The 22,799-nt window shown below is 66.2% G+C and carries 23 protein-coding genes, 2 pseudogenes and 1 riboswitch; of the genes and pseudogenes, 9 read left to right on the forward strand and 16 right to left on the reverse strand.

All coding sequences use genetic code 11. From position 1 onward, the window contains the following. Window positions 1–153 precede the first annotated feature (153 nt). The 3 genes from OHA42_RS24180 to OHA42_RS24190 all read right to left on the reverse strand — a co-directional run bounded on the left by OHA42_RS24180 (window position 154) and on the right by OHA42_RS24190 (window position 4,136). Window positions 154–1,386: a DUF2201 family putative metallopeptidase gene (locus OHA42_RS24180; protein WP_406230141.1), complete on the reverse strand. Its 1,233-nt coding sequence runs from the start codon at window positions 1,384–1,386 to the stop codon at window positions 154–156. Beyond that, complete coding sequence (locus OHA42_RS24185) at window positions 1,383–2,627, reverse strand: AAA family ATPase (protein ID WP_406230142.1); 1,245 nt, start codon at window positions 2,625–2,627, stop codon at window positions 1,383–1,385. The genes OHA42_RS24180 and OHA42_RS24185 overlap by 4 nt, the downstream gene beginning before the upstream one ends. A 144-nt stretch (window positions 2,628–2,771) precedes the next feature. Continuing rightward, window positions 2,772–4,136, reverse strand: coding sequence for a hypothetical protein (locus OHA42_RS24190; RefSeq protein ID WP_406230143.1), 1,365 nt, complete (start codon window positions 4,134–4,136; stop codon window positions 2,772–2,774). A gap of 410 nt (window positions 4,137–4,546) precedes the next feature. Here OHA42_RS24190 and OHA42_RS24195 point away from each other — a divergent pair, with 410 nt between their 5' ends. Both OHA42_RS24195 and OHA42_RS24200 read left to right on the forward strand, forming a co-directional pair. Then, entirely contained in the window at window positions 4,547–5,404 is an 858-nt protein-coding gene (locus tag OHA42_RS24195; protein WP_406239576.1) for a class I SAM-dependent methyltransferase, read from the forward strand. Between the two features lie 62 nt (window positions 5,405–5,466). After that, window positions 5,467–5,643 (forward strand): annotated as a pseudogene (locus OHA42_RS24200) (class I SAM-dependent methyltransferase); the annotation flags it as partial. A 28-nt stretch (window positions 5,644–5,671) separates the two neighbouring features. Here the strand turns inward: OHA42_RS24200 and OHA42_RS24205 are convergent. The 5 genes from OHA42_RS24205 to cynR all read right to left on the reverse strand — a co-directional run bounded on the left by OHA42_RS24205 (window position 5,672) and on the right by cynR (window position 9,236). Continuing rightward, window positions 5,672–6,229 (reverse strand): heme-binding protein, encoded by a 558-nt coding sequence (locus tag OHA42_RS24205; RefSeq protein ID WP_406230144.1) that lies wholly within the window; start codon window positions 6,227–6,229, stop codon window positions 5,672–5,674. A gap of 150 nt (window positions 6,230–6,379) precedes the next feature. Then, window positions 6,380–6,880, reverse strand: a complete 501-nt coding sequence (locus OHA42_RS24210) for a nucleoside deaminase (protein ID WP_406230145.1) — start codon at window positions 6,878–6,880, stop codon at window positions 6,380–6,382. Window positions 6,881–7,022: 142 nt separating this feature from the next. Next, window positions 7,023–7,493: a cyanase gene (gene cynS / locus OHA42_RS24215; protein ID WP_406230146.1), complete on the reverse strand. Its 471-nt coding sequence runs from the start codon at window positions 7,491–7,493 to the stop codon at window positions 7,023–7,025. Window positions 7,494–7,608: 115 nt separating this feature from the next. Beyond that, window positions 7,609–8,211 carry a carbonic anhydrase gene (locus OHA42_RS24220; RefSeq protein ID WP_406230147.1) on the reverse strand — a complete coding sequence of 201 codons (603 nt, stop codon included), beginning with the start codon at window positions 8,209–8,211 and terminating at the stop codon, window positions 7,609–7,611. Window positions 8,212–8,351: 140 nt separating this feature from the next. Next, window positions 8,352–9,236: a transcriptional regulator CynR gene (gene cynR, locus OHA42_RS24225; RefSeq protein WP_406230148.1), complete on the reverse strand. Its 885-nt coding sequence runs from the start codon at window positions 9,234–9,236 to the stop codon at window positions 8,352–8,354. 389 nt (window positions 9,237–9,625) lie between these two features. Here cynR and OHA42_RS24230 point away from each other — a divergent pair, with 389 nt between their 5' ends. Next, a complete protein-coding gene (locus OHA42_RS24230; RefSeq protein WP_406230149.1) occupies window positions 9,626–10,006 on the forward strand; it encodes a nucleoside deaminase in 381 nt (126 codons plus the stop codon). A gap of 273 nt (window positions 10,007–10,279) precedes the next feature. Here OHA42_RS24230 and OHA42_RS24235 read toward each other — a convergent pair. Together OHA42_RS24235 and OHA42_RS24240 are read right to left on the reverse strand one after the other, a co-directional pair. Next, window positions 10,280–10,582: pseudogene (locus OHA42_RS24235) on the reverse strand (DMT family transporter); the annotation flags it as partial. A gap of 1 nt (window position 10,583) precedes the next feature. After that, the gene (locus OHA42_RS24240; RefSeq protein ID WP_406230150.1) at window positions 10,584–10,898 is read right to left on the reverse strand and encodes a DMT family transporter; all 315 of its coding nucleotides are present in this window, start codon (window positions 10,896–10,898) and stop codon (window positions 10,584–10,586) included. Window positions 10,899–10,912: 14 nt separating this feature from the next. Continuing rightward, a riboswitch (guanidine-III (ykkC-III) riboswitch) is annotated at window positions 10,913–10,977 on the reverse strand. Between the two features lie 206 nt (window positions 10,978–11,183). On the opposite strand from OHA42_RS24240, the gene OHA42_RS24245 reads away from it, so the two are divergent. After that, window positions 11,184–11,414, forward strand: coding sequence for an ATP-binding protein (locus tag OHA42_RS24245; protein ID WP_406230151.1), 231 nt, complete (start codon window positions 11,184–11,186; stop codon window positions 11,412–11,414). A 312-nt stretch (window positions 11,415–11,726) separates the two neighbouring features. Here the strand turns inward: OHA42_RS24245 and OHA42_RS24250 are convergent, their stop codons facing one another. After that, window positions 11,727–13,133, reverse strand: coding sequence for a selenium-binding protein SBP56-related protein (locus tag OHA42_RS24250; protein WP_406230152.1), 1,407 nt, complete (start codon window positions 13,131–13,133; stop codon window positions 11,727–11,729). 457 nt (window positions 13,134–13,590) lie between these two features. On the opposite strand from OHA42_RS24250, the gene OHA42_RS24255 reads away from it, so the two are divergent. The 4 genes from OHA42_RS24255 to OHA42_RS24270 all read left to right on the forward strand — a co-directional run bounded on the left by OHA42_RS24255 (window position 13,591) and on the right by OHA42_RS24270 (window position 16,604). After that, window positions 13,591–14,076: a hypothetical protein gene (locus tag OHA42_RS24255; protein ID WP_406230153.1), complete on the forward strand. Its 486-nt coding sequence runs from the start codon at window positions 13,591–13,593 to the stop codon at window positions 14,074–14,076. 51 nt (window positions 14,077–14,127) lie between these two features. Continuing rightward, window positions 14,128–14,946, forward strand: coding sequence for a class I SAM-dependent methyltransferase (locus OHA42_RS24260; RefSeq protein ID WP_406230154.1), 819 nt, complete (start codon window positions 14,128–14,130; stop codon window positions 14,944–14,946). A 91-nt stretch (window positions 14,947–15,037) separates the two neighbouring features. Beyond that, window positions 15,038–15,304, forward strand: coding sequence for a family 1 glycosylhydrolase (locus OHA42_RS24265; RefSeq protein WP_406230155.1), 267 nt, complete (start codon window positions 15,038–15,040; stop codon window positions 15,302–15,304). Between the two features lie 154 nt (window positions 15,305–15,458). After that, window positions 15,459–16,604 carry an alpha/beta hydrolase family protein gene (locus tag OHA42_RS24270; RefSeq protein ID WP_406230156.1) on the forward strand — a complete coding sequence of 382 codons (1,146 nt, stop codon included), beginning with the start codon at window positions 15,459–15,461 and terminating at the stop codon, window positions 16,602–16,604. Window positions 16,605–16,900: 296 nt separating this feature from the next. On the opposite strand, the gene OHA42_RS24275 is transcribed toward OHA42_RS24270, so the two are convergent. Continuing rightward, window positions 16,901–17,401, reverse strand: coding sequence for a tetratricopeptide repeat protein (locus OHA42_RS24275; RefSeq protein ID WP_406230157.1), 501 nt, complete (start codon window positions 17,399–17,401; stop codon window positions 16,901–16,903). A 477-nt stretch (window positions 17,402–17,878) separates the two neighbouring features. Beyond that, the gene (locus OHA42_RS24280) at window positions 17,879–18,838 is read right to left on the reverse strand and encodes a LysR family transcriptional regulator (protein WP_406230158.1); all 960 of its coding nucleotides are present in this window, start codon (window positions 18,836–18,838) and stop codon (window positions 17,879–17,881) included. A gap of 471 nt (window positions 18,839–19,309) precedes the next feature. Here OHA42_RS24280 and OHA42_RS24285 point away from each other — a divergent pair, with 471 nt between their 5' ends. Continuing rightward, a complete protein-coding gene (locus OHA42_RS24285; protein WP_406230159.1) occupies window positions 19,310–19,894 on the forward strand; it encodes an isochorismatase family protein in 585 nt (194 codons plus the stop codon). A gap of 236 nt (window positions 19,895–20,130) precedes the next feature. On the opposite strand, the gene OHA42_RS24290 is transcribed toward OHA42_RS24285, so the two are convergent. The 3 genes from OHA42_RS24290 to OHA42_RS24300 all read right to left on the reverse strand — a co-directional run bounded on the left by OHA42_RS24290 (window position 20,131) and on the right by OHA42_RS24300 (window position 22,774). Next, the gene (locus OHA42_RS24290; protein ID WP_406230160.1) at window positions 20,131–21,567 is read right to left on the reverse strand and encodes a glyceraldehyde-3-phosphate dehydrogenase; all 1,437 of its coding nucleotides are present in this window, start codon (window positions 21,565–21,567) and stop codon (window positions 20,131–20,133) included. Window positions 21,568–22,012: 445 nt separating this feature from the next. Further along, complete coding sequence (locus tag OHA42_RS24295; RefSeq protein ID WP_406230161.1) at window positions 22,013–22,195, reverse strand: hypothetical protein; 183 nt, start codon at window positions 22,193–22,195, stop codon at window positions 22,013–22,015. A 111-nt stretch (window positions 22,196–22,306) separates the two neighbouring features. Continuing rightward, window positions 22,307–22,774, reverse strand: a complete 468-nt coding sequence (locus OHA42_RS24300) for a hypothetical protein (RefSeq protein WP_406230162.1) — start codon at window positions 22,772–22,774, stop codon at window positions 22,307–22,309. Window positions 22,775–22,799 lie beyond the last annotated feature (25 nt).

Here is a 22,799-nt window from a genome sequence, read left to right on the forward strand (position 1 = left end):
CCCAGTAGAGGTAATCGAACACAATGACAAGCGGGCCGGGCACCCGCCGGCCGCTCGGCCCGCCGACGTCTCCACTCCGAGCACAACCGCGACAGGAAAAGTCTTGGTGCGCCCGCCTATCCTGCTCGTCAACAGCGTCATGATCTGCAACAGCTAGCAGATTTCGACGACTCGCGCCCACGCCGGTGGTCTGTCCGGAACGTAATCAGAATCGCGTTCCCACGAAGGAGCCCGGCGGAACAAGCCCACGACGGTGCGGCACCACGGCTTGGTCTCGGGCCAGGGCGTCTGACCGTCCGTGAGGACCACGACAACGTCCGGGCGGGGTTGAGCGCGAAGGGCTTTGGCGAAGCCTGTGCGTAGGTCGGTTCCACCACCGCCCACCAGCGGTATGCCCTCGGCCGCGCACAGCGGGTGCGCGATCCGGGCGGCCGCGTCGCAGGACAACACGGTGAGCAGGTCGCGGCGGCCGCCCGCCGCGCGGCTGATGGCAGTCACTTCGAGCAGGGCGCTGCCGAGTTCGGCGTCGCTGACCGAACCGGAGGTATCGATGATCACGCTGACGCGGGGTGGCGTGCGCCGCAGGCTAGGCAGGATGACGCCGGGCACACCGGCCGAGCGTCGCGCAGGCCGGCCATAGGTGTAGTCCTCGCCGACCCCGGGCGCGGAGACGGCCGCGCGAAGTGCCGCGCCGAGCAGGTCGCGCCACGGCTGCGGTGGATGGAATGCTTCCTGCGCCCAGCGCCGCCATCCTTCGGGCACGTTGCCCGGGCGGCCGATGATGCCCTGCGCCACCCGGAAGCGCACGCCGTCGCGTTCCTGTTCGCTGAGGCCGTCCGCCCCGAGCGGCCCCAGCTCCCATTCGCGTTCCAGGCCGTCGGCGCCGCTGCCGCAATCGAGCCACGCCATGCCCGGCGTGTACGTTCCGAACCGGAACTCCCGCAGGTACTCCTCCATGAGTTTGCCTGCGGGCAAGTCGATGTCGGCGGGCAGGATCGCGCCCTCCGGGCGGACCAGTCCCTCGCCGAAGATGTCGTCGTTGATCTCGAAATCTGCGGCGATATTCATGCGCAGCCGTTCCCCAGGGCCGCTCAGCTCGTGCTCGCGGGCGAAGCGCTCACCACGGCCGTGATGGTCGCGCAGCAGGTGCGAGACCTCGTGGACCAAGACCCCGGCCAATTCCTCGACGGGCATGCTGTCCACGAAGGCGGGCGAAACGTAGCAGCGCCAGTGCCGGTCCACACTCATCGTCGGGACGCGGCGCGATTCGACGATGTGCAGAGCGAAAAGGGCGGTCGCCAGGTAAGGCCGGACTCGGACGGCGTACAGCCGGGCGGCGAAGAGCCTTTCGACATCCAGTTTCTGATCCGATGCCGGCACAGTCATCGGCCCGCCCGCACGAGGTCGGCGGCGCGATCCGCGCGCTGCGACACCGACACCACGCCCGCGAGCTTCTCGATCGACACCGGCACCTCCCAATTTCCCTGGCGCAGTGTGGCGAGGGTGGTCGCGGGGACGACCACCAGATCCGGCGCCCCGGTTTCGATCGCCTTGACCAGCAGCACCCACGCCGCATCCCAGCGGGATCGCTCCGGGCGCTTACGCACCGCCGCGACCACACCGTCGAGCGTGGCCTGGCGCAGGTCCCCGCGCTCGGGCAGCTCAGCGCCCGCCGGATCGGCCAGCAGCGTCTCGGGGTCCGGGAGGTCCATCCGGTCCAGGCTGGTCAGCAGCTCGAAACCCGGGCCATCCCCGACCGCGCCCCGGACCAACAGCGACAGCACATCCCTGGACGCCCCCGCGGCGGTGGCGAATGCGATCAGCCGCAGCGTCATCTCCCAAGTGCGAGGCGAAGCCCAGGCGCCACCCCGGCGCGCTTCGCTGCTCGGCATCTGATGCGCGAGCTTCGGGCGCGCCGCGAGTAGCACGCACACCGCGTGACGCGCGAACGCCACTGCCTCCGTGAGCTTTTCCGGGTCGAGCTGCGGCAGTGTCGCGCGCGGCCAGGTGCCGCCGAGACCGCGCACGACCACATCGTGATCGTGCACCCATTGCAGGTGCACGAACCGATTAGCCAGCGGCGGGCTCAGCTCCCAGCCATCGGCCGCCGACGAGCGCGGGTTGGCTGCCGCCACGATCCGGACGCCGGGCGGCAGCTTCAGTGAACCGATCCGCCGCTCCAGCACGAGCCGCAGCAGGGCAGCCTGCACGGCGGGTGGCGCGGTGGACAGCTCGTCGAGGAACAGCAGCCCCCGGCCCGCCCGGACCAATCGCACTGCCCAGTCCGGTGGAGCCATCGGAACACCGTGCTCCGCCGGGTCGTCGCCGACGATGGGCAGACCCGAAAAGTCCGACGGCTCATGCACGCTCGCGATTACCGTGGTCAGCGGAAGATCCAGGGTTTGGGCGAGTTGCGTCAGGGCCGCGGTCTTACCGATTCCCGGCTCACCCCACAGCAGCACCGGCAGGTCAGCGGCTACTGCCAGGGTGAGGGCCTCCAGTTGGGTGTTGGGCCACGGTTCGGTGGTGGTCTCGCCGAGCAGGGTCAGTAGATCAGCGGCGATGTCGAGCTGGGAAGCGTCATCCGCGGGGGTGTGAGCTGCGGAGCCCGTGACTGAAGCAGACATATGAATCACCTTGTGTTGTAGGAGGATTAACGGATACGACGCTGGGAAGTCGTCTCGCGGACGCGGGCCGTTGGGCGATCGTGCGCAGCAGTCGCAAGATCGCCGTAGCAGTCGAGTCGCGCCGGAGGCACTGCTCCGGCAGGGTCAGTTTCTCGTCGCGTTGCGCGGGTGCGCGCGGCGATCTCGTGGACGGCGAACGCCGGGGTAGTTGGGGGCGAGTTGCGGTTCGGACAGGCCGGATCGGTAGAGCCCATAGGTGATTCGCTGTTGCGCGGTGGCTGCCAGTTCGTCCCGGAGAGCGCCGTCACGCAGGATCGCTTCGGGACCGAGTAGGCCTTCGACGACGGCGAGTGCGCCGGCGGTGTCACCGTGTGCGAGACGTTCGCGAACGCCTGTGAGGCAGTCCGGCTGGCGATGTGCCTGATCGATGGCCTGCTGGCAGGGCAGCGGGGTGCCGGTCAAGGCGGCCAGGAGTTCCTCGCGCCGGATCTCGGCCGGGTCGTGGTCCAGCGCGGACAACACACCGCCGACCAAGCCGATTCGGTGTTGCTCGCCGCTGCATCCCACCAGGTGTGTTCGCTCCGCCTGGGGTGGCCCCCAGACGGACTCGCTCGGCGAATAGTCCGGCACCAGCGCCGCGGCGACCAACGGATGCAGTCGATCGAGCGAGATCACGCCGGTGAGAAGCAGTTCCAGGTCGGGTGATTGCCAGGTCGCAGCGTCGGGCAGCACCGGAAGCGCCGAGACAGCTCCGGCCGGATATGCCGCCACGATCCGCAAGCCAGCAGGCCCCAGTTCGGCAATCACCCGTTGCCGGGCACCCAACCGCACCAGGAACGTATTCTCCTGTCGCCCTTCGGAATCGAGCAGGATTCGCGCCTCTGCATCCCAGCGATCAACAGCGTAGCCGCGATCCCGCGGCGCAGTCTCCAGCAGAGCCGTGTCCAGTGCCGGCCGGTCAGCGCCCGGTTCGGCTCCACACCGCACTCGCAGCTCATCGGCCCTGCGTGCATCCCAGAGGTGGCGGTGCAGGTCCATCCGGAAACGGCGGTCCGGCCGGGGATGCGGATGTAAGCCTACCGCGGTCCCGGGCCCATCCCAGAGCGCGAGGCCGACCCGCTGCCCGGCATCCGCCCAAGTCGGCGCGGTACGAACCACCAAATGTACGAAACCAGCTGCGTCCCAGGGGTAACGAGCAAGCGTGATCGTCAGCCCCGGCCGGAGCAAACCATCGGGAGCAACCCTCGGCAGGTGCCAGCGCAGCAGATCCGGGGCTAAATTCCGGAGATCGGATCGGACATCGGCCGCCAGCTCCCCGCCGTAATCCCTTGCCACGGAACATAAATCGATATCGACATCGAAACCCGCTGCGGCACAGGAACCCGCCCAATCCCCGGCGCGACGCCGAGCGGTAGCGGTTTCGATCATGGAGGGCGGCACGGCGAACTCACGCACGCGCGGCCAGAAGGAAAGGCGGGAATCGTCCGCATTCGTCTTCACAGTGAGCATCAGCACTCACGTTGGACGAACAGGACCCCCGATCTGCGATCAGAAGTAATCATCATCGCGTCGATCATAGAGCGCACCGCCGGAACTCGCCAAACACGGGGCGGGAACCAAGCTCGCGACGGCCGCCGTCAGGCGGGCTCGGCAGCGGCCCGAGGCGGAGAGCGCAGAGTACGGGCGCATGCGTTCACCCTGGACGGCAGGGTCGTCAGGTTCCGGGTGGGTCGTAGGATCGAGTTCGTAACGCTCTACCCATCGACAGCAGCATATTTGCCACCCGGACAAGAGGGCTCCCCTTCCTCGCTCGAACACAACCACGGATTCCGACTTGTCAGCCATGGCATTGAGGACACTTCGAGGACAGCATTATGCGTACCGAGGGCGATACCTAGGACATTGTGAGCAGCGTCGGCATGACCGCGCTCGGCGTCGCGGCCGCGCGCGCGATCGAGACGAAACAGCCGGATGCCCTCGTCCATGACGAGTACGCCGCCCTGTTCGTGGTGGCATCCGGCGATTCGGACATGAAGCAACTGATCACCGATCCGACGTTGTGGGCGCAGACCCCGTTCACCTCCGGGTTCATCGGATACCGAAGTAGGTTTTTCGACGATTTCTTCCTGCCCGCGGCGGCGGCCGGGGTGACCCAGGCAGTGATCCTGGCCGCCGGGCTCGATGTCAGGGCCTACCGGCTGGATTGGCCGGTAGGCGAGGTTGTGTTCGAGATCGACCAGCCCAAAGTGCTGGAGTTCAAACGTCAGGTGCTCACCGAATCCGGCACCGCGCCGAGGTCGGACCGGCGCGAGGTCGCCGTTGATCTGCGCGACGACTGGCCCGCGGCGCTTGTCGAGGCAGGCTTCGATCCGACCTCGCCCACCGCATGGTCGGCAGAAGGGTTGCTGCCCTACCTGCCCGGCGCCGCACAGGATGCCTTGTTCGCGCGGATCGGTCGGCTTTCGGCACCCGGTAGCACAGTGGCGGCGGAGACCGTCGGCAACAACGTCGATATGGGCCGCATCGCCGAGCAGGAGTCGGAATACTTGAAAGGCTTGAAAGGCATGCCGTTCGCCAAGGTCGACCTCGCGTCGCTGTTCTATACCGACGAACGCAGCGATCCGGCTGAATTGCTCACCGTCCACGGCTGGACCACCTCGAGCCTGCACCTGCAGGAACTGGCCGCACGCTACGACCGTCCCATGGCAACAGTCCCAGAGCCGCTGGCGCAAATATTCGACAGCACGCAATACCTGACAGCTAGTAAGCCGTCCTGATTCGGCGCTGTTCAGCGAAACGCGAACAGCTTCAAAGTGACGCGCCGCCGGAGCAGGATGCTCCTGCGCTGATCCCCTGGGACATTGGCGGCCCACAGCCGGTGGTGCAGCAGTTGGTGGCCTACGGCGCTGTGCGGGGCGAGGAGCCCGACCCCGGAACCGGCCCGGGACATCACGCGATCTACTACGCGTCCAAGGGCTACTCGGCCACCGGGATCGACGCGTCGCCGGCGGCGCTCCGGCTCCTGCACCGTGCCACGCTTGACCTCAGTCGCCGAGCGCTGCCACGCCGGTCTGCGCGAATTTCTCGTCCAGGTCACCGCTGGGCGCACCCGCGACACCGATGCCGGCGATCGGTGCGCCGTCGGTGACCACGGGGACACCGCCCCCCAGGAACAGGGTGCCGGGAATGTCGGCCAGATGCGGGGCCTTGTCCAGACGCCCGGCCAGCTGGGAGGTCGGCGCGTTCCAGGAGACGGCGGTGAAGGCCTTTCGCTCCGCGGCCTCGTAGGACTGTGGTCCCGCGCCGTCGCCGCGCAGCAGCACGATGGTGTTGCCATCACGATCGACGATGGCGACGCTGACCCGCTGGTTCTCCTGGCTCGCGGCGGCGAGCGCGGCCTGCGCGGCCTCGGTGGCGGCGGCCACGGTGAGGTGATTGGTCTGCCACAGGTCGGCGGGCTCGACCTTGCTGGCCAGCGCCGGTTGCGCAGCCGGGCCCGCGTCCTGACTACCCCCCGCCCATACACCGATGGCGCCAGCGGCGACGAGCGTTCCGCCGACGAGGGCCACGGCGCGCTTGCCCGTTTTCTTGCGAATGTCCATTGTTGCGTTCTCCTGTGGTCGGGGATCGATGGCGGCCGGGCAACAGGTACCGCGACAGCCATCTGCTGGTTGATGCCGTCCGTCGCCGTCTCCACACCGGCTGCAGTCGGCGGGCTGTTCGGGCGGCACGGGCATGGGGGTAGGTGCGGGTTAGGTGGCGGTGGGGGCGCCCGCGACGCGTCGCTCGCCGCCGTTGGCCTCTTGCCAGAGGCGATAGACGTCGACCGCTTGGTCGCGGGGTTCGTGGCGCATGGGTAGGCGTCGCTGGTCCCAAGGCTTGGCGAACTCGTCGTAGAAGGTGTTGAGTTCGAAGTACTTTCGGTCGTCGATGTAGTGCGGTTCGTAGGCGTCGCGGGTGGTGAGGAAGACGACCTCGTCGGGCGAGCAGTAGTAGAGCGCGCCCAGGCACATCGGGCAGGGCAGGGCGAGGATGTAGATGGTGGTGCCGGTCAGGTGTTCGGTGCCGAGCTTGATACAGGCCTCGCGGATGGCGAGGATCTCCGCGTGTGCGGTGGGATCGTTGGTCTGGGCGACCCTGTTCGGGCTCTCCGCCAGGATCTGGCCGTCCTTGACAATGACGGTCGCGAAGGGGCAGCCGCCCTCGGCGACGTGGCGGCGCGCGAGGTCGATGGTGTGTCGTGCAAAATCCATGAGTTGTCCTTGCGGTGCGTTTCAGCCGACTGCCCGTGGAGGTCGGACCGGGGAGGGGTGTCGGCCAACCGATGCGGTGCGGCTGCCCTTCCCCGGCGAAGGGCCCGGATCTTCGAGGTCGAGGGCTTGGCGACTGGTGTTGTCAGAACGGCTTTGTCGGCAGGTACTTGCCGTCCAGGGTGATGACGGCGCGCTCGCCGCCCTCGGGGTCGGCGACCTTCTTCACATCGAGCTCGAAGTTGATCGCGCTGATGATGCCGTCCCCGAACTGCTCGTGGACCAGGGCCTTGAGGGTGGTGCCGTAGACCTGCAGCATCTCGTAGAAGCGATAGATCGTCGGATCGGTCGGGACCCCGCCGGGGATCGATCCGCGGGTCGGGATGGTCTGCAACAGCATCGCCGCGTCGCCGCCCAGGCCGAGCAGGTCGGCGACCGCCGCGGCACTCTTCTCGGGCAGGGCGTGCTGGCCGAGAACAGCGGCGGTCACGAACGCCGCCGACAGGCCGGCGGCGTCCGCGAGCTCCTGCCAGGTGAGGTCCTTCCTCGTCTTGGCGTCCACCGCTGCGGCGGCCAGTGCCTGGCGGGCGGTGGGGTCGAACTGTGCGTGCACCATGATGCGTGGGTTCCTTTCGGGTCGAACGCCGGCCGGGCCGGTGGTCGGGAGGTATCGGCGCTGTGGGGAAGTCCCGGATGGCATGCGTGGGGACCAAGATGGGTGATCCGGGAGATCAGGCAGCGAGCACGCTGTCCGATCCGGCGGCGTCGATGACCGTGATCGCGCCGGTGCCGATGTCGAACACCCATCCCTCGACGGTCGCGGTGCCGGCGGCGACCGCGTGGGCAACCGAGGGATGACTGGCCAGGTTGGCCAGCTGTGTGAGGACATTCACACGCACGAGCGTCGGGACGGCGTCGCCGGCAGCGGCGCCGGCGGCCCGGGCGGCGGAGGCGTCCGCGTGACGCAGCCACTCGGCGATCGTCGGCGTTGTGCTCAGGTCGTGGCGTTCCGCCAGCGCGGTCATCGCCCCGCAGCCGGAGTGGCCGCACACCACGATGCGGGAAACGCTCAGTACGGCAACGGCGTACTCGATGCTTGCCCCGACGCCGTCGGGTCCGAGCGGGTAGGCGGGGACGAGGTTTCCCGCGGTGCGGATCACGAACAGCTCACCCGGCTCGCTGTGGGTGATCAACTCCGGGACCACGCGCGCGTCCGAGCAGCCGATGAACAGTGTCTCGGGACGGTGCGTGGTAGCGAGGCGGGCGAACAGCTCCGCCTTGGTGGGGAAGACATCGCGTTGAAAGTGCGTGACACCGGCGGCGAGGTCGTGCATGGATCGCTCCCTTCAGGGCGCTTGGCCGGGTTGGACCTGACGAGATCCACCATGCACAACCTGTCGCTATAGAGTCCAATACTTGCTGTTCATAGCAATGATTGGTTGCATCTATAGCTAGTCGGGGCGGGCCGATCCCGCTAGGTCGACCATGTGGCGGCCTGGGCGATCGCGGTGAAGGCGCGGGCTGCCGCCGAATGGTAGGCGCTACTGCGACGCAGGAGTTCTACCGTCCGGGTGGGCAACGCGGGGGCCAGCGCGATGGGCAGTAGGTCGGGATGAGCACGCGTGATGGCGTCGGGCAGGACCGTGGCGAGCGATCCTCGCCGAACGAACTCGACCAGCGCGCCGATGGAGTTGGCTTCGATCCCGATGCTCGGCGCGATCTCGCAGTCATCGAAGTATTCGTCGATGTGAGACCGGGTCGCGAAGTCGCGACTGAGCAGCGCCAGTGGATGGTCCGTGAGCTGCTGGACCGGCAGTGGCTCCGATCGCGCGGCGAGGGTGTGGGCCGATCCGACCACCAGGCTGAGGTTCTCGGTGAACAGCGCGACGTTCTCGATCCCGGCGGCGTGGGTGCCGGTGAAGGCGATGCCGAGATCGACGCGGTCGGCGAGCAGGTCCGCCTCGATCCGGTCCTGGGTGGTCTCCACGACGGTGAGGGTCACGCCCGGGTGCGCGGCGTGGAACTGGTGCACCAGCGGGCCGATGAGGTAGGCGGTGATGGTCGGTGTCATCGCCACCCGCAGGTGCCCTCGGGAGAGGTCCTGCACGTCCTGGATCGCGCGCTCACCGGCGTCGAGGTCGCGCAGCGCGAGACGCGCGTGATGCGCGTACGCCGCGCCGGCCTCGGTGAGGCGCACGGTGCGGCCGGACCGGTCGAGCAGCTGCACCCCCAGTGCTCGCTCGGCTTGCCTGACCTGCTGCGAGAGGGTGGGTTGAGACACGTGCAACGCCTCGGCCGCGCGGGTGAAGTTGCCGTGATCGGCGACCGCCAACAGATACCGGATATGGCGCAGCTCCATGACCGCCACTATAGATGCGCTCTATCGTGATGATGGGAAGTATGTCTTGGACTCTATCTTGCGCGCTGGGCACTCTGGAGATCAGCAACCAGTGAGGAGTTCTCAGGTGAACAAGCATCCCCTCCGAAGCGTGTTGGCCGCGAGCGCATTCGCGACGCTGTCCCTCGCGGCCGTGGCGTGCACGGCCAATCCTCCCGCCGCTCGGACAGCAGCGGAAACCCCGCCAGCGCCGACCACGGACACGCCGACTGCACCCGCCGCCGAGCCGGCACCGACCCGAGCCCCTCGCGCCCCGGCCCTCGACCCCGCGCTCCTGCAGGCGGCAGCGAACAACAACGCCGCGACTGTGCGAGAGTTGATTGCCCGCGGGGCCGACCGCGAGACCCGTCGTGGCCGCCGACGGGGCCGTGATCGCCGAGGGCCGCAACGAGGTGGCCAGTGCGGGCATCGTCACCGCCCACGCCGAGCTGGTCGCGATCACGGCCGCGATCACGGCCGGGCGCGCCGCGGAGCTGGCCGGGGCCACGATCTACGCCAGTGGTGAGCCCTGCCCGATGTGCGCCGCGGCCGTCGTCTGGGCCGGGATCGCCCGCGTCGTGTTCGGCGCCGCCGAGCCGGATTTCAACGCGATCATCGGCGGGTACCCGCGATTTGGTCTGCGCTGCGCCGAGGTCATCGAGTCCAGCGACGCGGCGGTCACCGTCTGCGGCCTGAACCTGGGCGACGAGGCACTCGCGCCGTTCCTCCGTCACGCCGCGGCGAATCCATGACGCCAACGCACAGCACCGTCCGGCAGCCTCTCGCCATACTCTTCGACCGAGATGTTCGGATCCCGATCGCACGATCGAGATGTTCGGATCCGAATCTGCCTGCCGATTTGGTCAGCCTCGGTCGAAGGTTCGGCCGCCGGGAGCCCTGGAAGCTCAACGGTTTGGATAAATTCGACTACGGCCGGATCGATGGCCAGTGAGATCGCCCGCCTGTACGTTGCCCGCCTTCGCCTTTGCGGCACCGAGCTCCTGGGCGGGCGCTGACTTCACGAACTTCAGACCGATCACGCTGGCGACGATACCGCCGAGGAACAGGACCTTCAGTGCGGAAACCGATTCCGCGCCGGTGAGCATCGCGTAGGTGACGGTGAGTGCGGCGCCGACGCCGATCCAGACCGCGTAGGCGACGCTGAGCGGAAGCTTGCGCAGCGCGATCGCGAGTCCGATCATGCTGAGCGCCAACCCGATCAGGAAGACCACCGTCGGGACCGGTTCGGAAAGACCATGGGAGCTACCGAGCGCGGTCGCCCATACGGCCTCGAACACCGCACTGATGAGCAGAATGATCCACGACATGTCAGCTCACCGCCTTCAGGCCCGTGACGCAGCCGATCAGCCCGAGTAGCAAGAGGGTTCGCGCGGCAGTCGGTTTCTCTATACCGCTGATAATCGCCCAGACCGCGGTCAGTACAGCTCCGATACCCACCCAGACCGCATATGCGGTACCAGTCGGCAGGGTATTCATAGCAATGGCGAGCCCGATCATGCTGCCCACCAACGCAACCGCGAAAACAAAGGTGGCGCCGACGCGCCGGAAACCGTGCGACGCGGCTAGCGCGGTGGCCCACACCGCCTCCAGTACACCCGACGCAATCAGAATTACCCAAGCCATGACGAGCTGACCTCCATGGTCAGTCTTGTCGCTGTCCGGGTACTGAGCCCTCGTCCGGAGGCCCGATCAGGGCCTTGACAACCAACGTAGCACACGGCTCATTCCAGATTTCGAAGGTGTGAAGACTTCCTGTGAGCGGGGTGTATGGCGGATTTTTCGGGGACCTTCCTACGAATCGAATACCGCATTGCAGGTTGGATGTGACCGACTAGACGACAACAATCGAGCGCCGCCTATCTATTAGCCCTGGACCTGGGCACGTCGTTCGATGCCGCGGAATTCGCGGTGCTCGACGTCTGCGACGAGAGACCTGGCATCGCACCTGACAATGCGCCGCGTGTCTTCGATCGCTTCTATCGCGGCACTGAATCACGTTCCCGCACTGGTGGGTCCGGATTCGGACTGGCCCTGGTCGGCGCACACGGCGCCAGAATCCAGGGACCAATAGCCGACTTATCCCACTACTGGATCCCCGACGAGTCCGCCTTCCGGAGGTGGGCCGACTCCCCCGAGTAGTAGGAGATCGCCGTCGACCGAAAGGCTGGCGCCCACGGCCCGTGCTCCTGGTCCACATCCTGCGCAGATAGCCGACCCGCTCGACACCACCGGCCGCGGCGCAGCGCGATCGCGGACGAGCGCGCGCGGAGTGCTACACGGCGGGTTCGCGACCGACGGCGGTGTCCCGGACTGTCGCATCGGTGAACTACATCGGTGGCGGCATATAGCTATTTTCCGCAATCACTCCTGTGTGTCCGAGATTGGACGTGTACGGGCACTTCGCCGACCGGGCGTACACGGTCGAGGTCCAGTGGTCACCGGTCGACCCGACTACCGGTAGCAGTAGGAGTCGGAGGAGGCGTCGCCGCCTTGGAGGCGCACCTGGTGCACCCGCAAACCTCGAAAGTCCTCGTCGTGCGGGAAGAATGACTCGTCGATGGTCATTCCGCCGTCGGGATCGGTGTGCATCACGGCCATCCAGGCGCCAACCCCTTCCGGGTAGAACTGGTCGTCCCACGTGCTGTAGAGCGAGTTGGTGAGGTAGACCCGTCGGCCGTTTCGGCTGATCTCGACCATCTGGGGGCCGCCGGCAAGCGGCTGGTTCGGCGCGGCCGGGTGGGGGGTGCGGCCCACGATCCCGCCGAGCCGGACCGACCCGGTCTGTTTCGGGTTAGCCGGATCGCGCACGTCGAACTGCTCGAGCTCTCCGGTACCCCAGCACGAGACGTAGAGGTATGCATCGTCAACCGACAGGTCGATGTCACTGACCAGCGGCGGCACGGCGCCGAACGGTTTCAGTGCCGGCGGCAGCAGGTCGGGATCAGCTGGCTCGGCCGGGATGCTGATCACCTTGTCTACCGCCCACACGCCACCATCGCGGTGCCAACGCCACACGGAGGCCGACAAATCCTCGGTCGAGATCACCACGCCGACGAACCCCCAGGTGGCGTTCGGATCGTGCGAAGGGCGCAGCTCGAGTGGCATCTGGTACTGCTCGCCGAGATCGATCCGCTGCTGGTGCCGACCGGCGGTGAGGTCCCAGAAGTGGATCGCGTGGCCGTACTTGTTGGCCAGCAACAGCTCCGGATTCAGCCCGTCCTCGATCATGGACGGGGTGCCCCACTCGCTGCTGATCAGCGTGTTCTGGTTGAGATGCCACCAGGCGTCGTACGCGAGGTATTGCGGCCCACGGTCGGTCTCCCATTGCCGCAGCACATCGAACGTGTTGTGATCGAGCAGCGCGATCCCGCCCGGCCCGTCCGATCCGTCTGCCCCACCAAGGCAGGTCATGAACACACCGTCCGGCCCGCAGTGCAGCGTGTGTGGACGGGAGTAGCCGGCCTTGGCCGCGAGCTCGGAGCTGTCCACGATCTTGGACAGGGTGGGCTGGCGTGGGTCGGGCACGGTGTCGAACACGTATAGGCGCGACGAGCGCAGACCCGGCACGATCAGGTACCGCCGAGCCAGTCCATCAATGTGGTGGCCCTCGTGCTTCAGCGCGCTGCTGCAGGCGTTCCAGCCGAAATGGTGCAACTCGTTGCCCAGGTGGGGTACCTCGGTCCAGCCCACCACCCGGCCGTAGGTGGCCGAGCCCGGATCCACATCGACTACTGACAGCGCATCCGGCTTCTGTGCCGCTCGGTCGAACGCAACGACGTATGCGAGCCGCTCCGGTGGCGCGGCAGCCGCCTCCGCTGCGCTCCGATAGAAGGTCGGGTCCATGTCTGAGTGATTCATATCCAGCCTCCTTCATGTCGATGGGCGCAGACCCACGCACCTCGCCCGATCCGGCGGTTCCGAGATGGGCGCGACCCGTGGGTCGCGTGCCGTAATGGCGCGGGCAGACAGTAACCAGTCTCGGCCTTTCGACATAGATCCACCAGCTACCGCCAGTGCGGGGGCAGAGCGTGCGGTAGGGCGCAGTCGTATTCCGGGAAGACCGGGAGGGCGAGTAGGTGACGGGAGTCGAACAGCAAGAGAAGAACGACAAGCCGAATTTCTTCGCGAAGATGCGCGCCAACTGGTGGAACAGGCAAACGATTCAGACCTGCCCTGGAACAACTCGACCGAGAAACAATAAGGCCAGAGGATCCGCGTCGTCCTCGAACGGCTCCAAATGCTCGACGGCCATGACCCATTCATCAAAGGCGCAGGCGCGAATTCCGATTCAAGGCAAGAGTCCATACACGCAACAATGGAGGCGTTCATTCCGAGACTCGATTGCCCGAGAAAGGGCTACCACTTATCAGACAAGCCGGGCCGCAACACGGTGCACATCAACCTACCGCTGTTCGAGGGCGTCGTGGAGAATGATATCGCCATGGAGATCACCGGTATCGAGATGGACACATTCGATACCTACGACAAGCTGCGACCGTCCCGGCGCGTTTACACCGGGTTGCCGGCAGAATGGTTGGGTTCGATCGGGCCGGGTGCTGACCCTATCGAGCCCAGGACCTCGGCGACTGGCGATTCGATTGCGATACCGCATCGAAAGAGCACGAGCAGAACCCGCTGCACGGCAGCGCGGCGCCGGGCCTGCATAGGTCGAAATGGCGGTCGTGTCAGCTGGCGATCGGCTGCTCCAGCAGCCGCGCCCTTGGTGGTGTTCCGGGCACACGACGCCCACCGTTCGGCCGCAATTGTCCTGCGCAACATCCGACTTCGCGACTCGTCGTAAATCAATCAGGTTCGGCAGCATCCGCCGGCCCGACTACAGAGGGAGCATCAGATGACCGAATCCGGCCCCGCTGATCTCACGACGCGGCATCGAGCAATGTGGGCACTGGGCGACTACCCGGCCGTCGCCACCGAAGTCATCCCTGGGCTGGGCCGGCGTCTCGTCGAGGTCTGCCGTATCGGCCCCGGTCAGCGCGTGCTGGACATTGCGGCCGGATCCGGGAATGCAGCGATCCCGGCCGCAGAGACCGGCGCGGACGTCGTTGCGAGCGACCTCACGCCGGAGCTGTTCGACGCGGGCCGGCGTATCGCCGCCGCCCGGGGCGTCGACCTGCAATGGCAGGAAGCCGACGCCGAGGCATTGCCCTACGCCGATGCCGAGTTCGACGCCGTGATCTCGTGCGTAGGCGTCATGTTCGCGCCGTTCCACCGAGCGGCCGCGGACGAACTGGTGCGCGTCACCAAGCCGGGCGGCACGATCGGGCTGATCAACTGGACACCCACCGGATTCATCGGGCAGATGTTCGCCACGATGAAACCGTTCGCTCCGCCGCCCCCACCCGGTGCGCTGCCGCCACCGATGTGGGGCGACGAGACGCATGTCCGGTCGCTCTTGGGCGACCGCGTCGCCGACCTGGAGCTGCGACGCGAAAACGCGGTCATCGATCGTTTCGCCGACGGCGCCGAGTTCCGCGACTTCTTCAAGGCCTACTACGGACCGACGGTCGCCGTGTACAAGGCCATTGCCGCAGAACCCGACCGGATCGCGCGGTTGGACCGGGAACTCGCGGAGCTCGCTTTCCAACACGACCTGGGCAACGGGCGGATGGAGTGGGAGTACCTCTTGATCACCGCACGCCGATCGGCCTGACCTGGCCATATGGCGTTGCCCGGACCGCAGGAAAGCCACAGTGGCCGATGCGAGAGCCGTCGCGCAGCGCTACCGATGAGCAGGCAAAGCAATGGGCGCGACGACCGAAATCAGCCGAGCCGGCTTGACGTTCGCAGCTGTGGACTTACGCGCCGCCCACGACGCGATCGCCGACGGCGTGGACCTACGCGGGCTGATCGTCTGGTGCTTCCAGGACAACTTCGCCTCGACCAACGGCTACTCGATCAAGTTCGGCCTCGCCTGGACCGACTTCGTCAGTCAACAGGTGACACCGAAGCAGAGCGCCGCTTGGTTCCGTGATGTGATCGCGCGCAATGGCCTGACACCGCATTCCTGAGCGGCTGCACCCCTTTTCCCAGGACACGATTTCGGCTGAGCAGCGTGTTGAAGCGGGCTGTCGCGCTCTGATCTATACGCTCGTTCACGGTTTCGACGGTGTCGGATCGGATGGGAGGTGTTCGATGCGAGTTGTCCATACATGCCAGCGAGCGGTGGTCACGTTGTCAGTCGGCGCCGCACTACTGATGCATGCCGTTCCGGCACACGCAGAAACCCCGGGAACCCTGATCGCGGAGTACCCGCTACCCGAAGGCACGCGCGGGATGTCCAATGCCGATGGCTCAGTGATCGAGTACTGGATGCGCGGCTCGCACGGGACGACACAGCCAGCTAGCGGAGCGCTGTACCTCCCGGCCGGTACCCCGCCGCCGTCCGGCTGGCCGATCATCGCCTACGACCACGGCACCAGCGGGCTCGGACCGGGTTGCGGTGGCCAGTCCGATCCGCTCGCGCACCCCTCCCAGACGATTGCGGGAGATGAAGATGCGCTGCTCCAGTACCTGGCGTCGCGGGGATTCGCCGTGGTCGCGCCCGACTATCTCGGCCTCGGCCTCTTCGACACCGGAACGCATCCATACCTGGGGATCGATACCGAGGCGACTGCCACGATCGACCTCGTGCGCGCCGTTCGGTCTGCCCACCCAGAACTGTCGCGGACATGGGCGGTTATCGGCGCGTCGCAGGGTGGGCAGGCCGCGCTCGGCACCGGCCACCTACAGGTCACCGATGCCCCGGACCTGGACTTCCGCGGCACCATCGCGATCGACCCCGAGTCCGACGTGGAGAAGCTCGCGCCTCTGTTCGGACCCGGCACTCCCACCCCGCCCGCAATTGCGGATGGTTTCATGGACCTGTTCGTCAGCATATTGGCCGGACTCCGCGCCACCCGACCAGAGGTGAGCGTCGACCAATACCTGACCTCCGAGGGCCGCTCCGTGCTCGACAGCGTCGGCGCGATGTGCACGCCCCAGATCATGGACCGCGTCCGCGGCCTCAGCATCGACAACGTGCTGGCGAAGCCCCTGTCCGTCGAGCCCATGCCTGCCGCCGTAGACGCTTACATGGCTGTTCCCACCGGTGGCTACAACGCCCCGATCCTGTTGTGCATCAACGTCACCGACGCCATCGTTCCCTCCCCACTGCACGGCGTCCTGGTCGCCCAGCTCGCCGCCGCTGGTGTCGACTTCCATACCGTTTTGGGCACCGGCAAGCACACGCAACTCAACCCCCAGATGTGGACCGCCATCGAGCAGTTCGTGGCCCGCATCCAGTCCAGCCCGGCCAGCGATAGCCCCTGAGCCCGCGCTGGATCATCTCACCCCGGTGAGAGTCGCCTTTGATTTCGTGGCGTGGAAGCTGCGGGATGTGTTGCGTATCAATGGATCATCGGATCCTTGCGGCCTCCATGCCCGATACGGGCACCGTCAACAGGCGAGAGTCATCGACACCACCGGCCTGCACCCCCGACAAGTCGACACACTCATCGCCGCCGACGCGACAACACAGGCTGACACACCGACGAAGCCGCCAATTCGAAACGGGCCATCCTCGATAGCTGACCCCGGGTCGCCCGGCCGGCCCGAATCGGTTGTGGCTATAGCGAATCCGGCGGCCCGGCCGAATCATTGTCGTCGAGGCCGGATCTCGATCGGCGATGCGCTTCGCGCAACTGGAGCTCTGCCTTGATCGACATCGGATGATCCGAACCGAGGGCACGCAGGCAGCTGGCGTGGGTTGCCATGTACCAGTAGAGCGCTTCGTCCTGCTGCCCGGACGCCCAGCACGCATCGGCGAGTACCAGCTGGGCCCCAAGCGTGCGCGGATCCTCCGCACCGAACGCGTCGATACTCTGACCAACCTCCCACCGACACTGGGCAACATCGGGATTCACCGTAGGCGCGCGCTCGACAGCCGCCGTTCGCACTCCCAGCCGGTGACCGAACAACCACGCTATGACGCCGACTACGCTGGCTGCCGCACAGGGACGCCAGTAGCCGTCGTCGGCAAACCACGATCCGACCGCGAAGATCGTGCAGTACGCGGCAACCCCTGCCCCAATCCTGCTACCCCAGAACCAGAACGCCGACCTGCGCATTGATCTCCTTTGCGACCGAAAATTGCGATGTACTACGCATCTGTTCGTAGCCGAACGGGCTCGCGATTGGTGCGCCGTCATCGCTGCGCCGCAGGGCCGGCGGCTCCCAGCCCGATCAACCCGGACCGCATGGCGGTCCGCGATCGGGCGTCGAGCCGATCTGCACCGCGCTCAGCACAAAGGGCGCACATCAACCTATTTCGCGCACCGCAACAAGACCGCCGACTCGACAAGATCCGCAGCCGCGTCGCCGCCTGAAGTTTGACGGGCGGGTCGAGGGGGTCCCGGTAGTAATCGCCGATTGCCGCGTACACGGCAAGCTTTACACTCTTCTCCTGCGCAAACAGCCTGCCGCGCACGGTGTCTCGCGAACGTTCGTGATTGATTCAGGACCGGCCGCGCCATCTGGCGCCCATTCGAGAGGAGACGATCCTGGGGTTCGCCGCGCAGCATCGGACAGACTGCGGTCTTTGCCGATCAGCTGGACGTCGCCGTGGTGCGCGGGATGCGCTGCTCCCATTTCGGTACCCATACCTCGGTGTCGGGTGCCTCTGCTCGCCTGGAGTCGAGGTAGTCGCGGAGTTTGATGAGTGCGGGATGCGGATTGTCGTCGCGCCAGATTATTGACATCGGGTAGACCGGTGTCGGGTGACGCACCGGTATGCGCCGCAGGTCGTAGCTGTCCGGCCACAGATACCGCGAGCCTTCGCCGATCAGGGTCGCCAGGTCCGATGAGTCGGCGATCTCGTCCAGCAGGGCCTCTTTTGCGAAGACAGGGCCGAGCACGTCGATGGTGAATCCGAAGGTGGTGGCGAGTTCGGCGTAGTAGTCGGTCACCTCGCCACGGGCAGCAAGGCCGGGCATCCAGATTCGGTGTCCGGCCAGTTGCGGGGGCGTGACGGCGCGGGCGTCGGCGAGTGGGTGGCGGGGGCCGACGAGCAGCTGGTGCGGTTCGTCGATCACTCGGGCGGTGTTGATCGCCTCGGGTAGCTGCTGCTGCGGGGGGACGGCGTGGAAGCTGGCGTCGATCGTTCCAGCTTCGACAGCGGCGATCGCTGCGTCGAGGTCGGCATCGAGGGTGACGACGTCCAGCTCGATGCCGGGATGTGTGCGGTGGAAGTCCTGCAAGGCCACTGCCGTTACGACGCGCCGGGCGACGACATCCACGCGTAACGCGCGCCGGCCGGGGCGCACGGAGGCGTCGGCGCGCTCTGCTACCCGCAGCAGTTCACGGGCGTGGGGCAGGAATGCCTGGCCGTCGATCGTGAGCTGGGCGCCGCGGGCCGTGCGGGCGAACAAGCGCACATCCAGGTGTTTCTCCAGAGTCGCGATGCGTTTGGATACGGCCTGTTGAGTGATCGACAGCGCTGCGGCAGCTTCCTGGAACTGGCCGGCGTCCGCAGCGGCGACGAAGGTGCGCACGGCGTTAAGATCCACGCAGCAAACCCTACTCGCACAACATGAGGTTGTGGCTCGCCGTCAGCTCAGTTGTTTGATTCCGCCTCCCCGCCCTTGCTTTGGTCACAGCGATCAACAGCGGGTTGTTCGAAGCGGGAGGTGCGGAGCTTGGTGGCCAGAGGATCGTTGGGTCGGCAGTTCGGATGGCTGTGGACGGCATACGCAGTCAGCGCCTATGGCTCGGGGGTGGGGTTCAGTGCGTTCCCGCTGATCGCCGTGCTGGCACGCCAGCCCGCTGCTGCTACCCCGCCGCCAGGATCCTGCACTTGGACCCGAGCTCGAGCTGGCAACAGCCCGTGCCCACCCACAGGCAGCAGACGTTTCGCATGACGCCAAGTAAAGGGGCCGCCAACAGCTTTCAGATACAAGCCACACGACAAAGCAAGAACTGGCCCCGAGCCACACGTCAGACACTGCGGCTGAGCCGCCCATGCAGGAAAGGCACAATTCATGACTGTCACCACACTCGACTCGTCCAGCGCGCTGGTCATCATCGACTTGCAGAACGCCATCATCGACGCTCCCACGGTCCCCCATACCGGCCCCGAGGTGGTGGCCCGGGCGGTCGAGTTGGCCCGCGCCTTCCACGAACACAACGCCCCGGTCGTCCTGGTGCGGGTCACGGCCCGTGCGGACGGATCGGATGCCGCTCCCGGTCGCAACGAGGTCCCGCGCCGGCCAGGTTCCCTGCCCGAAGGCTGGGATGTCATTGTCGACGACCTCGCCGGCCACCCCGACGACATCACAGTGACCAAGCGCACCTGGAGTGCTTTCTATGGAACCGACCTCGACCTGCAACTGCGCCGCCGCGGCGTCACACAGATCGTGCTGGCCGGGCTCACCACCAGCATCGGCGTGGAGTCGACCGCCCGTGCCGCCCACGAACACGGCTACCACGTCACGCTCGCGACGGACGCCATGGCCGATCTGGATGTGGATGCGCACCGCAACAGCATCGAACGGATCTTCCCTCTCCTCGGCGAGACTGGTTGCACCACCGAGATCGTTGAAATGCTTGCCAAGACCTGCAACTGACACCCGGGATGCCGGGATCAGTCGTCCTCGTCAGGTGGTCGGGGACGCGTAGCGGGCGCCAAGTGCCGCCGAGGTCGGGCAGCGGAACGAGTAGGGCCGTGGACATGGATGTGCCTGAGCACATACGCCGTCAGGCGGGCGACGTCTTCGTCCACCACTGGGTAGCCACTGTGGATTGGCAGGGGCTCCAGCGCTCGGGTGCCGACCGGCATTTCGGCCGCGTGCAGCTGCGCGAGTTACCGTGCGTCGACCGCAGTCTGCACGCGACCGTCTGCGGCGCGGTCCACACGCACGTCGACCTGCGGGTAGGTCGGATACTCGATGCCCGAGATGTACTGCACTGTCCGCACTACCTGGCACGAGTAGCCGAATTCGTTGTCGTACCAGAGATACAGAATCGCGGTGTCGCCATCGACGATGGTGGCATTGGCATCGACGATCGACGCCGCGCGTGATCCGATGAAATCGCTCGAAACCACATCGGTGGCCGCGGTGTAATCGAGGTTACGGCTCAACGGTCCGGCCAGCGACACCTGACGCAGGTACTCGAGCAGTTCACCCTTCGTGGTCTCCCGCTCGAGTTGCAGGTTCAGAATCGCGACCGAGACGTCCGGAGTGGGAACGCGAATCGAGTTGCCGGTGATCTTGGCCTTGAAGTCCGGCATCGCCTTCGCGACGGCGGACGCGGCACCGGTTTCGGTGAGCACGAGGTTGAACGGTGCGGAGCGACCACGACGGTCGGCCTTGTGATAGTTGTCCAGCAGGTTCTGATCGTTGGTGAACGAATGCACTGTCTCCACGTGACCGCGGACAATGCCGTACTCGTCATCTATCGCCTTGAGCGGCGGAACGATCGCGTTGGTCGTACACGAAGCGCACGAGACGATCCGCTCCGACTGATCCAGCCCACGGTGGTTGACGCCGTGCACGATATTCGGAACGTCACCTTTGCCGGGCGCGGTGAGAACGACCTTCTCGATGCCGGGACGCAGGTGCTGCGACAAGCCATGACGGTCACGCCACTTACCGGTGTTGTCGATCAGGATCGCGTCGTTGATCCCGAACTCGGTGTAGTCGATCGTCGCCGGATCATCGCTGTAGATGAACTTGATCACGTTGCCGTTCGCGATGATCGTGTCATTGTCGGCATCGACCTTGATCGTTCCATTGAACTGGCCGTGCACCGAATCCCGCCGCAACAGCGACGCACGCTTGGCCAGATCACCCCCGCCGCCCTTGCGCACCACCACGGCCCGCAAGTTCAGCCCATTGCCGGACCCGGTCTTCTCGATGAGCAGACGAGCGACCAGACGACCGATACGGCCGAAGCCGTACAGGACTACGTCCCGGGGGCCCTGGGGCTCAGCCTTGTTGCCGTTGGTGACGTCGGCCAGAACCGCGGCGGTGAACTCGGGGATCGACAGTCCGCGATCGTCAGTGCGATAGGCCATGGCCAGTCGGCCGAGGTCGATCTTGCACGGCCCCAGATCCAACTCGCCGAGCATTTCGAGGAACGGCAGGGTCTCGTCGATCGACAGTTCCTCACCCTCGATCTGCCGCGCGAAGCGGTGCGTCCGCAGGATGCGGATCACCGATTTGTTCACCAACGACCGGCTGTGCAGCAGGACGGTCACCCCCTTCTCGCGATACAACCTTCCAATGATCGGAATCATCGCCTCCGCGGAAGCTTCGTGAGCGTTCCAGCGGTCAAGATGGTCGGTAGTCAACGTAGGTCCTCGGATTTCCTCGATTTGTTCGCCGTATCGATGCTAATGAGGGCTGCGATATCACCGAGGCCGGATACCCACTCGTGAGATCGCCAGGTGGTGACGCCGATCGAGCGCCCTCCGCCACCAAGCGGTTACGCGAAGAATCAGCAATACCAACGAATCTCGTTCGAGGTCCACTCGTCAGCGAGTTGTGTGGACCTCGAATCGCAAATTGGCCCCTGCCCAAAGCAATCCGAGCATTACTACATTGACGGGACCCCGTGGTTGAACCTGACGACCGAAGCATCCGGTGCCGGAGCCGGCCGGATTGTCACCCTCGCGGCCGCCGGCGGCCTCGCCATCACTTTTCCTCAGGGTTCGCTACATTCACGACTCTCTTGATACAGCTCTACCTCGTCCGAACGCGCACCTGCGGCAACACTGCGGCGATGTCACCGAGTGAGTCGACGAGCTCGCGGATCTCGGTTTCGGTCAGCCGCGGCGTGCTGGGCAGATTCGGTAGTTCCGTGTGGGCTGCTGCTCTGTCCGCTTGTGCGGTGTTCATCGCGGAGACGAGAGCTGCCGGGTCCATTCCGGCTTCGATAGCAGCGAGGTGGCGTGCGAGCCGGGCCTCAGCGTCGGCAATAAGGTGGTGCAGGAGGCCACGCTGCGCGCGCGAGCGGCGTCCCCGTGGCGGGTCCGGTCACGAGCGTTCCGTCGGTCCCGCGCCGCTGTTGCGGGCTTCGACAGCCTTGACGGTCTTTCCGAACGCATGTTTCAAGACGCCCTGACCGACGGTTCCGACCACAACGCCGAGCACCCGCCCCGTGAGGTTCTTGCCCTCGCGCACCACGACAACATCCACATCGGTCGTCCCGTCGGGCCGGCGTGTGAAGGTGTATGTGTGGCCGGAGTGACCGCCCCACAGGTTGGAGTCGGTGGTCGTCATGACGACGCGGTTGGGGTCTGACCAGTCGTAGTGCAGGCGTTCCCAGATACCGTGCGAACCCTCGGTGACGTCGGCCTCACCGAGGCCCCGGGCGTGCACCTCGAGGTATTGGTCGGTGCTGTTGCCGAACAGCTGTGAGCGGCCGGGCCCGAAGTCGGTGAGCGCTGCGACGAACTGCTCGGGCGTCGAGTTCGTCGTCTCCTTGAAGTGAATGGTGGACATGTTTGCTCCTTGTGTTTCGCCGGTG

It is taken from the genome of Nocardia sp. NBC_01009 (genome assembly GCF_045208035.1).
Classification (GTDB): Bacteria; Actinomycetota; Actinomycetes; order Mycobacteriales; family Mycobacteriaceae; genus Nocardia.